The organism is Actimicrobium sp. GrIS 1.19, from assembly GCF_035984655.1.
Taxonomy (GTDB): domain Bacteria; phylum Pseudomonadota; class Gammaproteobacteria; order Burkholderiales; family Burkholderiaceae_D; genus Actimicrobium.
Genome location: NZ_JAXCHT010000029.1, coordinates 23,627 through 37,523 on the forward strand (window position 1 = coordinate 23,627; position 13,897 = coordinate 37,523).

The 13,897-nt window shown below is 62.7% G+C and carries 12 protein-coding genes; 5 read left to right on the plus strand and 7 right to left on the minus strand.

The annotated features are described in order from the left end of the window. Positions 1 to 36: 36 nt before the first annotated feature. Both clpB and RCH09_RS16955 read left to right on the plus strand, forming a co-directional pair. Positions 37 to 2,625 carry an ATP-dependent chaperone ClpB gene (gene clpB, locus RCH09_RS16950; protein ID WP_326942317.1) on the plus strand — a complete coding sequence of 863 codons (2,589 nt, stop codon included), beginning with the start codon at positions 37 to 39 and terminating at the stop codon, positions 2,623 to 2,625. A gap of 70 nt (positions 2,626 to 2,695) precedes the next feature. After that, entirely contained in the window at positions 2,696 to 3,568 is an 873-nt protein-coding gene (locus RCH09_RS16955; RefSeq protein ID WP_326942318.1) for a DUF6920 family protein, read from the plus strand. On the opposite strand, the gene RCH09_RS16960 is transcribed toward RCH09_RS16955, so the two are convergent. The 6 genes from RCH09_RS16960 to RCH09_RS16985 form a co-directional block, all read right to left on the minus strand. Beyond that, the gene (locus tag RCH09_RS16960; protein WP_326942319.1) at positions 3,565 to 5,265 is read right to left on the minus strand and encodes a methyl-accepting chemotaxis protein; all 1,701 of its coding nucleotides are present in this window, start codon (positions 5,263 to 5,265) and stop codon (positions 3,565 to 3,567) included. The two genes, RCH09_RS16955 and RCH09_RS16960, sit on opposite strands and share 4 nt — an antisense overlap. 137 nt (positions 5,266 to 5,402) lie before the next feature. After that, the gene (locus RCH09_RS16965; protein WP_326942320.1) at positions 5,403 to 5,939 is read right to left on the minus strand and encodes a peptide-methionine (S)-S-oxide reductase; all 537 of its coding nucleotides are present in this window, start codon (positions 5,937 to 5,939) and stop codon (positions 5,403 to 5,405) included. A gap of 106 nt (positions 5,940 to 6,045) precedes the next feature. Next, positions 6,046 to 6,876: a hypothetical protein gene (locus tag RCH09_RS16970; RefSeq protein ID WP_326942321.1), complete on the minus strand. Its 831-nt coding sequence runs from the start codon at positions 6,874 to 6,876 to the stop codon at positions 6,046 to 6,048. A gap of 84 nt (positions 6,877 to 6,960) precedes the next feature. Then, the gene (locus RCH09_RS16975) at positions 6,961 to 7,422 is read right to left on the minus strand and encodes a hypothetical protein (protein ID WP_326942322.1); all 462 of its coding nucleotides are present in this window, start codon (positions 7,420 to 7,422) and stop codon (positions 6,961 to 6,963) included. A gap of 167 nt (positions 7,423 to 7,589) precedes the next feature. Next, positions 7,590 to 9,293, minus strand: coding sequence for a 2-isopropylmalate synthase (leuA, locus tag RCH09_RS16980; RefSeq protein ID WP_326942323.1), 1,704 nt, complete (start codon positions 9,291 to 9,293; stop codon positions 7,590 to 7,592). 105 nt (positions 9,294 to 9,398) lie between these two features. Further along, a complete protein-coding gene (locus tag RCH09_RS16985; protein WP_326942324.1) occupies positions 9,399 to 9,638 on the minus strand; it encodes a hypothetical protein in 240 nt (79 codons plus the stop codon). Between RCH09_RS16985 and RCH09_RS16990 the strand changes: the two genes are divergently transcribed. The 3 genes from RCH09_RS16990 (at position 9,637) to RCH09_RS17000 (ending at position 13,099) form a co-directional block, all read left to right on the plus strand. Continuing rightward, entirely contained in the window at positions 9,637 to 10,752 is a 1,116-nt protein-coding gene (locus RCH09_RS16990; RefSeq protein ID WP_326942325.1) for a succinylglutamate desuccinylase/aspartoacylase family protein, read from the plus strand. The two genes, RCH09_RS16985 and RCH09_RS16990, sit on opposite strands and share 2 nt — an antisense overlap. Positions 10,753 to 10,812: 60 nt before the next feature. Then, positions 10,813 to 12,543 (plus strand): DUF885 domain-containing protein, encoded by a 1,731-nt coding sequence (locus tag RCH09_RS16995; protein WP_326942326.1) that lies wholly within the window; start codon positions 10,813 to 10,815, stop codon positions 12,541 to 12,543. A 109-nt stretch (positions 12,544 to 12,652) separates the two neighbouring features. Continuing rightward, a complete protein-coding gene (locus RCH09_RS17000) occupies positions 12,653 to 13,099 on the plus strand; it encodes a GNAT family N-acetyltransferase (RefSeq protein WP_326942327.1) in 447 nt (148 codons plus the stop codon). 35 nt (positions 13,100 to 13,134) lie between these two features. Here the strand turns inward: RCH09_RS17000 and RCH09_RS17005 are convergent. Continuing rightward, the coding region (locus tag RCH09_RS17005) for a substrate binding domain-containing protein (RefSeq protein WP_326942328.1) at positions 13,135 to 13,897 on the minus strand (763 nt) is incomplete at its 5' end.

Here is a 13,897-nt window from a genome sequence, read left to right on the forward strand (position 1 = left end):
AATATTCAACACAACCTGAATTCACCGGAGCTTCGCATGCGTCTCGACAAACTCACCACCAAATTCCAGGAAGCGCTGTCCGACGCGCAAAGCCTGGCCGTCGGCAACGACAATCCCTATATCGAACCGGCCCACTTGCTGACCGCGCTGCTGAATCAGGACGACGGCAGCGCCCGCTCGCTGCTGCAGCGCGCCGGCGCCAATCTGGGCGGCCTGACCGGCGCCCTGAAGTCGGCGCTGGATCGCTTGCCGAAAGTCTCCGGCACCGGCGGTGAAGTGCAGGTCGGGCGCGAGCTGTCGGCGCTGCTCAACCTTGCCGACAAGGAAGCCCAAAAGCGTGGCGACCAGTTCATCGCCAGCGAAATGGTGCTGCTGGCGCTGGCCGACGATAAATCCGAAGCCGGCAAGGCGGCGCGCGAAAACGGCCTGACCCGCAAGGCGCTGGAAGCCGCCATCGAAGCCATGCGTGGCGGCGCCTCGGTCAGCTCGGCCGAAGCCGAGGACCAGCGCGAATCCCTGAAAAAATACACGATTGACCTGACCGAGCGGGCGCGTCTTGGCAAGCTCGATCCGGTGATTGGCCGCGACGATGAAATCCGCCGCGCCATCCAGGTGCTGCAACGGCGCACCAAGAACAATCCGGTGCTGATCGGCGAACCGGGCGTGGGCAAGACCGCCATTGTCGAAGGACTGGCGCAACGTATCGTCAACGGCGAGGTGCCCGACAGCCTGAAATCGAAGCGGGTGTTGTCGCTCGACATGGCCGCCTTGCTGGCCGGCGCGAAATTTCGCGGCGAATTCGAAGAGCGGCTGAAATCGGTGCTCAAGGATCTGGCCAAGGACGAAGGCCAGACCATTGTCTTCATCGACGAACTACACACCATGGTCGGCGCCGGCAAGGCCGAGGGCGCCATGGATGCGGGCAACATGCTCAAGCCGGCGCTGGCGCGCGGCGAGCTGCATTGTGTCGGCGCGACCACGCTGGACGAATACCGCAAATACATCGAGAAAGACGCCGCGCTGGAACGCCGCTTCCAGAAAATCCTGGTGGGCGAACCGAGCGTCGAAGCCACCATCGCCATCCTGCGCGGCTTGCAGGAGCGCTATGAAGTCCATCACGGCGTCGACATCACCGATCCGGCCATCGTGGCCGCGGCCGAACTGTCGCATCGCTACATTACCGACCGCTTCCTGCCCGACAAGGCGATCGACCTGATCGATGAAGCGGCCGCCAAGATCAAGATCGAAATCGATTCCCGTCCGGAAGTGATGGACCGGCTCGACCGCCGCCTGATCCAGTTGAAGATCGAGCGCGAAGCGATCCGGCGCGAAAAAGACGAGGCGTCGCATCGCCGCATGGTGTTGCTGGAAGAAGAGATCCTGCGCATCGAACGCGAATACGCCGACCTCGAAGAAATCTGGCGCGCCGAAAAAGCCGCCGTGCAGGGCAGCCAGCACATCAAGGAAGAGATCGAGCAGATTCGCCTGCAAATGGACGAAGCCACCCGCAAGAGCGACTGGCAAACGGTGTCGGAACTACAGTACGGCAAACTGCCCGAACTGGAAAAGGCGCTGGAGGCGCAATCGAAGAAGGATGCGCTGGGCGACAAGCCGAAGCTGCTGCGCACCCAGGTCGGCGCCGAAGAAATCGCCGAGATCGTCTCGCGCGCCACCGGCATTCCGGTCTCGAAAATGATGCAGGGCGAGCGCGACAAGCTGGTCCACATGGAAGAAGAATTGCACAAGCGGGTGATTGGCCAGCATGAGGCGATTGTCGCGGTGTCGGATGCGATCCGCCGTTCCCGCGCGGGGCTGAGCGACCCGAACCGGCCGTATGGCTCGTTCATGTTCCTCGGCCCCACCGGCGTCGGCAAGACCGAATTGTGCAAGGCGCTGGCCGGCTTCCTGTTCGATACCGAAGAATCGATGATCCGCATCGACATGAGCGAATTCATGGAGAAGCATTCGGTCGCGCGCCTGATCGGTGCGCCGCCCGGCTATGTCGGCTATGACGAAGGCGGCTTCCTGACCGAGGCGGTGCGACGTCGTCCATATTGCGTGATCCTGTTCGATGAAATCGAAAAGGCCCATCCCGATGTCTTCAACGTGCTGCTGCAGGTGCTCGACGATGGCCGCATGACGGACGGGCAGGGCCGCACGGTCGACTTCAAGAACACCGTCATCGTGATGACCTCGAACCTCGGCTCGCATGAAATCCAGGCCATGGAAGGCAGCGACGAAGCTGTCATCAAGATGTCGGTGATGGCCAAGGTGCGCCAGCATTTCCGGCCGGAGTTCATCAACCGCATCGACGAGATCGTGGTGTTCCATGCGCTCGATGAAAAGCACATTGGCTCGATTGCGCGGATTCAGCTGGAGATTCTGGAGAAGCGTCTGAACCGGATGGACATGCATCTGGAAGTCACCGATGCCGCCCTGCAGAAGATTGCCGAAGCCGGCTTCGATCCGGAATATGGCGCCCGGCCGCTGAAACGCGCGATCCAGCAGCAGATCGAAAATCCCCTGTCGAAGCAGATTCTGGAAGGGAAATTCGGGCCGGACGATGTGATCTTCGTGGATCTGGTCGCGGGCGACCTGCACTTCGAACGGCGCGATCAACGCTGATGCAACTGGCGGGCGGACGGGGCGGGCGCGCTGCGCTGGCCAGGTCGTGCGCCACGAAGGAGGCACACCAATGAGATGGTTGCGCGGTCTGGGACTGGTGGCAGGGCTGTCGCTGGTCGCTGGCCTGGGCCTCGCGGCGCGCGGCGCCCATCGATGGACTGCCGCGACGCGCACGCTCAGCGGGAAACTCGATGCCGGACAGGCCCGGTGCGGGATGGCGACGCACTTCGACCAGCGCGAGCTGGACGGTTTGCCGGCCCCGGTGCAGCGCTACTTCCGCACTGCGCTCACGCCAGGCCAGCCCTTGATCGCCGCCGCCAGCATTGCACTCGCCGGTACCTTCAATCTGTCCGCCTCCGGCGCACGGTGGAAGCCGTTCACTTCGACCCAAAGGGTGATCACGCAGCGTCCCGGTTTTCTGTGGGACGCACACATCGCCATGCTGCCCGGCCTGACGGTGCGTGTGGTCGACAGTTATATCGCTGGCGAGGGACTGCTGCACGCGTCGCTGCTCGGGCTGTTCACGCTGGCCGAGGTGCAGGGTGGCGGTGAAATTGCGCGCGGCGAGTTGATGCGCTTCCTGGCCGAGATGGCGTGGTACCCGACTGCGCTGCTGCCCAGCCAGGGTGTGCGCTGGGAGCCCGTCGATGAGCGCAGCGCGAAGGCAACGCTGGTGGATGGTCCGCTCGCATTGACGTTGCTGTTCCGCTTTGGTGATGACGGTCTGATCGATTCGTTCCGGGCCGAAATGCGCGGCGCGATGGTGGGCAAGGAGATCGTCATGACGCCATGGGAAGGGAGCTGGTCCGACTACCAGCGGCGCGACGGCATGCTGGTGCCACTGAGCGGCGAAGTCGCATGGATGCGCCCGGAGGGACGCAGGCCATACTTCCGCGGCACGGTCACCTCGCTGGAGTATGCGTTCACGGCAAGCCGCGCTTAAAATTCTTCCCGGGCCCCGTCCGACGAGCCGGCAACGGCGAGCATGTTCCTGCGCTCCGGGGCCGCCACCGGATCACTTGGCGCCGGCAGGTTGACGTGCGTCGTCGCTGGGGCGGCGGGCGCTTCGCTGTGCGGCGCGTCGCTGGCGTTGAGGCGGAATACCGCGACTTGCGATGCCAGCCCGGCGGCGCGCTCCTGCAAGGCTTCCGCGGCAGCCGCGGCCTGTTCGACCAGCGCTGCATTTTGCTGCGTGACCTGATCCATCTGGCCGATGGCCTGATTGACCTGTTCGATGCCGGCCCGTTGCTCCTGCGACGCGGCCAGGATCTCGGCCATGACATCGGTGACGCGCTTGATGCTGCTGACGATTTCCGTCATCGTTAATCCGGCGTCGTTGACCAGCGTGGCGCCGGCGCCAACCTTGTCGACCGAATCGCCAATGAGTGCCTTGATTTCCTTGGCCGCGGCGGCGGAACGCTGCGCTAGACTGCGCACTTCGCTTGCCACGACCGCAAAGCCGCGTCCCTGCTCACCGGCACGTGCGGCTTCGACTGCCGCATTCAGCGCCAGGATGTTGGTCTGAAATGCAATGCCGTCAATCACGCCGATGATGTCGACAATCTTGCGCGACGACGCATTGATCGAGCCCATCGTATCGACGACCCGTGCCACCATGGCGCCGCCCTTGAGCGCGACATCGGAGGCCGACCCGGCCAGTTGGCTGGCTTGTCGTGCGTGGTCGACATTCTGCTGGACGGCACTGGTCAGCTCGGCCATCGAGGAAGCGGTTTCCTGGAGCGAGCTGGCTTGCCGCTCGGTGCGCGATGACAGATCCAGATTGCCGCTGGCGATGTCGCGCGCGCCGGACACCACGATGTCGCTGCCGGACCGCACGTTCTTGACAATGCCCGCCAGGCTGTTGCGCATCAGGCGAATTGAAAATAACAGGCTGGTCTGGTCGTGGGCCGCTAGGTCGATATCGACCGACAGATCGCCGGCAGCGATTTTTCCGGTGATGGCCGCCAGATAACCGGGTTCGCCACCGAGCTGCCGCAGTAACGAACGCGAGATGAAATAGGCCAGCGTCAGGGTCAGCACCAGTGCCAGCGCCGACAATCCGGCGATGATCTTGCTGGCGTCTGCACTGCGCTCAGGGATTTCTGTCATCAGGGTGTCGATGGCGTCCTTCTGCCGTTCCTGCAGTTGTTCCACGCTGGCGCTATAGGCTTGCGAGGCCGGCACCATTTGCTGCTCGAACACGGTGCGCGCAGCATCGGCATTGCCGGCGGCTTTTTCCTTGAAGCCGGCCGCGCTGGCCTGCTGGAATGGCGACTGCAACGCCATCGTCGCTGCAAACAAATCCCGGGTCACTGGATCGGCAAGACGGGCCGCAATCTCTTTGAGAATCTCATCGGCGCGCGCCGTATTCTTGTTGATCGCGGCCTCGAAGAACGGACCAGCCTCTGCGCTCTCGTTCTTGCCGGCGGCCAGCGCCCGCTGGGTATTGAGGGCGATCAGATTTTTCAACTCACTCATTGCCCGTTCTGACTTGAACTGTTCGTTGAGTAGCGAATCGGCAATGTCACCGGTGCGCTTCATGCTGATCCCACTGATGACTGCCACGGCCAGCAGCAAGGCCAGCATGGCGGCAAATCCGAGGCCGAGCCGGAGCCGCACCTTCAAGGTTGAAAATTTCATTGCTGTCTCCTGTGGCAACTCTTGGTTTGCCTTGTATGCCGGACGCAATGAAATCATTGCTTTACGGAATCACAGTATTTCAGAGAAACAACGATTAATCAATGCGATGCGTGGGCGGATCGTCCCTGCCGGTCAGATTATTTGCCGGAGGCGCCAGTCCGGGACTCTGCCGCGACATACGCGCCAAAGCGCTGCCGGATGATCTGCAATTTGGGATGGATGAACGTGCGGCAAAATGGCTTCTCGGGATCCTGCACATAGTAGTTGCGGTACTCCTCGGTATTTTCGCGGAACGCGCCGAACGACAGGACCTGCGTGATGATCGGGCGTTCGAACTCAGCCTGCAGTTGCGTGATCGCGGCCTGTGCCTGCGCCGCCAGTCCGGGGGAACTGGCATACACCGCCGAGCGGTATTTGTGGCGCATGCTGTGGTTCGCGGTGCAGCTGTGCGTATACAGATGCACGGCTACCAGCGTCGCCAGCGTGATCACCTCGGCGTCGAAGCGGACCACCACGCCTTCGGAAAAATCCTCGACACCGGGTGGCGTGAGCCAGCCCTGCCGAACCTCCTGCACGCCGCGCAGCGACTGAAAAATCGCCTCGGTGCACCAGTGACAACTACCGCCGAGGCCGATGCTGCTGATTGCCGGTTCTGCCGGTGACGCTTGTTCCAATGTGCACCTTCTACGAATCACCGGCAGCTCGCCGTGTGCCAGACGATAGCGGAGAATCGCCGATCCGGTGCGCGCCCGGACCGACGCACGCCGCTTCAGTCCGGTGTCAGGGCGGCGGCGCAACTGACCCGCGTTGTCCGTGCGCGAGGATCAGGACGGCGAAATCGTCGTCGTCGACCGCAAAGGAAAGCAGGGTCTGCTTGCGGTCCGGCTTGACCAGCGTCAGGCTTTCATAGGTGCGCCGCCCGGGTGATCGTCCCAGCAGCCCCTTGATGTCCATCCGCGTGCGCAGCACCGGATAATCGGCGCGGTAGCCATCGACCTGGACCGACAGCCAATACTTCATGTTGGGAATTTCATTGGGCACCTCCTGACCAAACTCCATCAGCATCGTCTGGCGGTCGCCCCGATCGGACCGGGCGCAGCCAACGGTCTGGTGGGACACCCGGATGCCGTGTTCCCAGACTTCGATGGTGCACAGCATATACGGCGCAACCAGCGGGTCGTCGCGCCGGCTGCTGCGTCCAACCGGGCCGAGCAAGGGGATGTCCTTGTCTTCATGGTCGCTGACGGCGGTCGGCGCAATGCGAATGGATTCACGCGCTGGCGCGGACCGGACAGTCGGCGCGCGCGGTGCGGGCGGGCTGTCCAGCAGGGGGGCGGCCGCGATCACCGGCACGGCCACGGGCACGGGCACGCTTGCCGGGCGATTGGCGCTGGCGGAAGGCGTTGCCGGATCGGCCGTTGCCGGCTTGCTGGTGGCGCCAGCAAGCCGCAGCGCGACATCAAACAGTTGCGCTGCGCCGATACGGTCGATCGCGGGATTCGTGCCTGGCGCTGGCCGCGGTGGCTGGTGCTGGCCGGTCAAATCGTTGACGGCCAGATAGACGATCAGCCCGACCAGCAGCAGGAACAGGATTCTTTTCTTTCTTTGCATGCCTGCCTCCCTGGAAGGATGTGCAGTGACGGCGTTCTTTCATTCTGAAAAAAAGACGGTGGTTCGATCGGGCGCGCAGCAGCGTCACCACTTCAGATGCGCAACGGCGAGATACTTGTCGATTTCCGAGGCGGTCCACGGCGACAGCATGGCGGTGCGGCGCATGGCCTCCACGTGCCGATACGAAAAGCCGTCGAGATACTGCCAGAAGCGTTGTTCGGTTTGTTTTTTTTCGTTCAGATAATCGAACCCCGACCACGCCGCCTGCAGCGACAGCGCGGTCGCACCTGCGGTAAAAAACAGATGCACATCGATCGCATTGATAAACAGTGTGGTGCACACCAGCGTGAACAGGAGCAGGGCGCAGGCGGACAGGTAGCCGTAGCGACGCAGTTGCCCGAGAGTGGTGCTGAACGTGTCGATCTGACGCAGCGGCGGCGGTCGATTGCCAAACGGGCGGTCAACCGCGGCGCTGCGACGATCAACGATGATCGCCGGCGCGCTGCGTTGCCGTTTTTCGGAAGAAACGTGGGCTGGCAGATGCATGCTTGCCTCTGGGAAGATCAGTCCGACCGCGCAAAGCACGGTACGCCGGACCTCAAGCCAGAGTAATACAAATTCGACACCATGCATTGCGTTGAGATAAAGCAGTGACGGGCGGCGCACAAAAAGCTGTCGTCCGTCACACGCTCGGGCCGATTGGTACCCGAGGCTCAGGCGCGCTGCTGCTCCGGTTCCCGAAAGAATCCGGACTTGCCATCGGCCGGCAACCTGGCATAAATCCGGTTCAAGCCGCTGATCACCGCCAGCACCGAGGCGGTCACGATATTGGCATGCATGCCCACGCCAAAGACGGTTCCGGGCAGATCGTCGACCACGACTTCGGCGAAGGTGACGGCGGTTGCATCGGCGCCGGTTCCCAGCGCGCGTTCCTCGTAGCTGTGCAGTTTTGCCGGCACCTGCAACGCCTGCAACAACGCGTCGATCGGTCCGTTGCCTGCGCCTTCGAGCGTGACTTCGCGGCCGAACAGCCTGACCGTCACGTGCATGCCCTGCAGCCGTCCCTGCTCGAACAAGTGATGATCGACGTACACCACCGGCTCCCTGGCGGCAAAATATTCGCTGGAAAACAGGGCCCAGATATCCGCCGCCACCACTTCGCGTCCACTTGCATCGGTCAGCGATTGCACCGTGGTGCTGAACTCGACCTGCAGCCGGCGCGGCATCACCATGCCGTATTCGGCTTCCAGCAGGAACGCGATACCGCCTTTGCCGGACTGGCTGTTGACGCGAATGATCGAATCGTAGGTGCGGCCGAGATCGGCCGGATCGAGCGGCAAATAGGGCACTTGCCACAAGCCATCGGGCGACTGCACCGCCATGCCTTTTTTGATCGCATCCTGATGCGAGCCGGAAAAGGCAGTGAAGACCAGGTCGCCGACATACGGATGGCGCGGATGGATCGGCAGTTGCGTGCAATGCTCGACGATGCGCGCCACTTCATTAATGTTGGAAAAATCAAGGCCCGGGTGCACGCCCTGGGAATACAGATTCAACGCCAGCGTGACCAGGTCGACATTGCCGGTGCGCTCGCCATTGCCGAACAGGCAGCCTTCGACCCGATCGGCGCCGGCCATCACCGCCAGTTCGGCAGCGGCAACTGCGGTGCCGCGGTCGTTGTGCGGATGCACGCTCAGGATCACCGCATCGCGGCGCGCCAGGTTACGGCTCATCCACTCGACCTGATCGGCATAAATGTTGGGGGTGGCCAGCTCCACCGTGGCGGGCAGGTTGATGATCACCGGCCGCTGCGGCGTGGCCTGCCAGACCTCGATGACGGCGTCGCAGACTTCCTTGGCAAAGGCCAGTTCGGTGCCGGTGAAGGTTTCCGGGCTGTACTGGAACACCCACTCGGTCTCGGGTTGCGCTTCGGCCAGCCGTTTGATGAGCATTGCGCCCTGCACCGCGATGTCCTTGACGCCCGCCTTGTCGAGGCCAAACACGGTCTGGCGGAAGTTCGGTGAGGTGGCGTTGTACAGATGAATGATCGCGCGTTTGGCCCCGCGCAATGATTCCATCGACCGTTCGATCAACGCTGCGCGGGCCGGCGTCAGGACCTCGATGGTGACATCGGCGGGAATCAGGTCTTGCTCGATGAGCGAACGCACGAAGGCGAAATCGGTGTCGGAGGCAGACGGGAAGGCCACTTCGATTTCCTTGAAGCCGATCCCGACCAGGGTCTGGAACATGCGCAACTTGCGCTCGGCGTTCATCGGTTCGAACAGCGCCTGGTTGCCATCGCGCAGATCGGTCGACATCCAGATCGGTGGCGCAGTGATCGTCTTCGAGGGCCAGCTGCGGTCGGGCAAGGCAATCGGCGCGAACGGGTGATAGCGGGTTTCGGGATGTTGCAACATGATGGCGGACTCCGTGGTGGTGGTTGATCGAAAAATGAAACGCGCATGGAAGAGAACGCGCGGTCTGGGCCGGGCATTCAAGGAACTAACAGGAGGGGTGTGTTTTTATCTGCGCGTGACGCGCAGCAGAGCCAGCGACAGGGTCGCCAGCAGAAGCAGATGCAGAGGAGTTGAGCGGTATGACATGCCTGTGAAATTACGGCAGTGCGCCATGGCTGTCAAGGCAAATCGCCAGCCGGTCGCGCAGGCGCGCCGCATCACGGCGACATCGCATGCGCCCGGCCGGCCCGAAATATGGCATTGTCGAGGCCTGTTACGATTCATTTTTCCGGCAAGGAGGTTCATGCAAATCCATCGTCACTCGCTGCCATCGGCCGCACCGGGCACCGTGCGCGAACTGGTCAGCTTTCATTTCGGCACACCAGGCGCCGGTCCCAAAACGTATGTGCAGGCCTCGCTGCATGCCGATGAAATCCCCGGCATGCTGGTGGCGCATTATCTGCGTGAACAGTTCACCCGCCTCGATGCGCAGGGCGACATTCGCGGCGAAATCATTCTCGTGACGATGGCCAATCCGATCGGCCTCGGCCAAAGTGCGCACGGCGTGATCCAGGGACGCTTCGAGCATGAAAGCGGTATCAACTTCAACCGCGGCTATCACAATCCGGTGCCATTCCTGAAAACCGCGCTGCATGGCCGGCTGACCGACGATGCGGCGCACAACATCGCGCTGATTCGGGCGCAGGCAAGGCTGGCGGTGGGGCAGTGGCAAACCCACACCGAAACCGATGCCATGAAAAAGGTCCTGCTCGGACTGGCCATCGATGCCGACATCGTGCTCGACCTGCATTGCGATAATGAAGCGGTGCTGCACCTGTACACCGGCACACCCCTGGCCGACGCCGTCGCGCCGTTGTCGGCGCTGCTCGGCGCGCACGCCGTATTGCTGGCCACCGAGTCTGGCGAGCAACCGTTCGATGAAGCCTGCGGCCGGGTCTGGTGGGAGCTGGCCGGGCATTTTCCGATGGTCCCGATTCCGTGCGCCTGCCTGTCGGTGACAGTCGAGTTGCGCGGCCAGCTTGACGTCAGTCACGCGCTGGCGCGCGCCGATGCCGATGCGCTGCTGGCGTTTCTGGGGCATGCCGGACAGCTGGCGCAGACCGATGGAGCCGTGCTGGCACCAGCCTGCCAGGCGACGCCGCTGGCCGGCGTCGAGCCGATCATTGCGCCGCACGCCGGCGTGCTGGTGTTCCATGCCACGCCGGGACAGAACCTGCAGGTGGGCGATGTGGTGGCCGACATCGTCGACCCGATTTCATCCGACGTGACGACGCTGCGCGCCTCGGTGGCCGGGGTGCTGTTTGCCCGCACGATGCAGCGTTTCGTGCCGCGCGGCGGCAGCGTGGCCAAGATCGCCGGCGCCGTTGCTTTTCGCAGTGGCAATCTGCTCGGCCAATAGCGCGCCTGCTGCGCTATGATCCGCACATCAAGACAACGCAGCATCCCGAGGAGAATCGTTTTGTTCAAGACATTACTGCGCGCCTGGCTGGTCCTGCTGATCGTGCTGGCCGGTGGCGCACATGCCGCCGCCAATGCCGAATTTGCCGCGCTGACCAATCAGTTTCTGGACGCCTACTGGCAGGCGCTGCCCGATGCCGCGATTGCAGCCGGCAAGTTCGATGGCGCCGAAGTGCAGCCGATCCCCAACCGCGCCACGCGCCAGCGCACCATCGCGTTTGCGCAGGCCTGGACGCGCCGCCTCGATCAGGTCGATGCCGCCGCGCTGCCACCGGGCCAGCGCACCGATCTGGCGTTGATCAAGAACGAGCTGGCCGCGATCCGCTGGAACCTGACCACCTTCCGCAGTCATGAATGGAATCCGTCCGACTACAACACCTCCAACGGGCTCGACGCGATCCTGAACACCGATTACGCCCCGATCGAGCAGCGTCTGCGCACCATCATGCAACGCCTTGATGGCGGTCCGGCCTACTACCGCGCGGCGCGCGCCAGCATCATCAACCCGACGCGCGAGCACACCCAGTTGGCGCTGACGCAGCTGCCCGGCGCACTGACGCTGCTCGACGCGCTCGACAAGATGGCGCAGGGCTCCGCGCTCGGCGCTGGCGAAAAACGGATCTTCGGCCAGCGGGTGCAGCAGAACCGCGCCGCCATCAACACCTTCATGGCCGAATTGCGCGTGATCGACGCCAGCCTGGCCAACGGCAGCGCGCGCTCGTTCCGCATCGGACGCGACCTGTACGAGGCCAAGTTCAACTACGAGATCCAGTCCGGCATGACGGCCACGCAAACTTATCAAAGCGCGCTGGCCAGCAAGGAACAACTGCTGCAGCGCATGCAGCAACTGACAGACACCCTGTGGCCGAAATACATGGGAGAGACACCCAAGCCGGCGGGCCGCACCCAGCAGATCAAACTGCTGATCGACAAGATGTCGGAAAACCATATCGCCCGCGGCGACCTGTTTGCCGAGGTGCGCAAGCAGATTCCGCTGCTGGAACAATGGGTGACGTCGCACGACTTGCTCACGCTGGATCCGGGTCGGCCGCTGAACGTGCGCGAAACCCCGGCCTGGCAGCGCGGTGTGGCCGGCGCCTCGATCGATGCGCCGGGACCGTTCCAGCCGCAGCGCGCCACTTACTACAACGTCACCCCGATCGATGGCGAAACGCCGGAGCAGGCCGAGAGTTTCTTACGTGAATACAACTACTGGATGCTGCAGATCCTGAACATCCACGAAGCCGTTCCGGGCCATTATGTACAACTGATCTACGCCAACAAATCGCCATCGCTGATCAAGACCGTGCTCGGCAACGGCGCCATGATCGAAGGCTGGGCCGTGTATGGCGAGCGCATGATGCTGGAGTCGGGCTATGGCGGCAACACACCGGAAATGTGGCTGATGTATTCGAAATGGAATCTGCGCAGCGTCTGCAACACCATCCTCGATTACAGCGTGCACGTGCTCGGCATGCGCGAAGCCGAGGCACGCAACCTGCTGATCAACGAAGCCTTCCAGACCGACAACGAGGTCACCGGAAAATGGCGGCGGGTGCAACTCACCTCGGTGCAGCTGACCAGTTACTACAGCGGGTTTGCCGAGATCATGGCGCTGCGCGAGGATCGCAAGAAGGCCCTCGGCGCGCAGTTCGACCTGAAGAAATTTCACGAAGAATTCCTCAGCTACGGGGCGGCGCCGGTGAAGGTGATTCGGTCGCTGATGCAGTGAGCCTGACAGCGATGCGATTGGTCGACGTGATCACCATGCCGGGCCGGCGAGCTGGCACTGCAGCGCCGCCGCAGACCGGCGCCGGCACGACCAGATGGAGCACCAATCAATGACAGCCCACGCAAAACGCGACGCCTACGAACTATCCAGCGACCAGCATCGCATCGATGTCGCCGTGGTCCACGCCTTTCTGGCACAAAGTTATTGGTCGCCGGGCATCCCCCACGCAATTGTCGCGCGCGCCATCGCCAATTCACTCTGCTTTGGCGTCTACTGCGACGGCCAGCAAGTCGGCTTCGCGCGCGTCATCACCGACAAGGCAACCTTCGCCTATCTCTCCGACGTCTTCATCCTCGAGCCGCATCGCGGCAAGGGGCTGTCGAAGTGGTTGGTGGAGTTCATCCTGCAGCACGAAGCGCTGCAGGGTCTGCGGCGCTTCATGCTGGTGACCAAGGATGCGCACAGTTTGTACGAAGGGTTCGGGTTTGCGGCGCCGGCGAATCCGCCGCGCGTGATGGAGATCCTCAAGCCTGACGCGTATCGTTTGGCATCCTGATCGAGTGTCATACGATTTTTCGTTGGCGGCCAGTATCAACCGCTCCTGCCCGGCGCGTTGGCCACGGCAAAATCAACGAAAGCGCGCACGCGGCTGGAAAGATGGCGTGCGGTGGGGTACAGCAAGTGCACCGGAGGTCCGACCACGCGCCAATCGGGGAGCAGCGGAAGCAGTAAGTTGGCCCGCACCGATGCAGCCAGAAACGTGGGAATGAAAGCTACGCCCATCCCCAGCGCCGCGGCTTCAATGATGCCCTCGATGTCGTTCGACACAAGTCCACTTCCTGCAGGCAGATGCACCACGTCGCCGTCGCGCTCAAAACGAAATGCGAAAGGACGTCCGTTGGTGAGCGTGAAGCAAAGCCGCTCCGCCTCCCGGAGATCATCGGGATGCGCCACGCGCCCGAGCCGTTGGACAAAGGCGCTGCTCGCGTAAGCGCCAAAGAAAACCTGATCGAAGCGTCGCGCCACCATGGAGGATTCGCCAAGCTCGCCGAGGCGGAAGATCACGTCGAGACGGTCATCGATCAGATCCGAGATGCGGTCAGTGAACTGCAGTCGCAATGCCACCTTTGGATGGGCCACCTTGAACGCGGCGACGATGGGCATGACGACGAGGCGACCATACGCCACCGGCATGTCGATATGCAGCACGCCTTCAGGTTCGCCGTGGCTGCGATCAAGCGACTGCTCGGCGTCGGCCAGGGGGGTGTAAATAATTTTGTGTAATCGGTCATTTGGCAGGAGACTGCCAGCCACAAGGAAAACAATGACCAAACGCAAAGTTGTACAGCCCGAC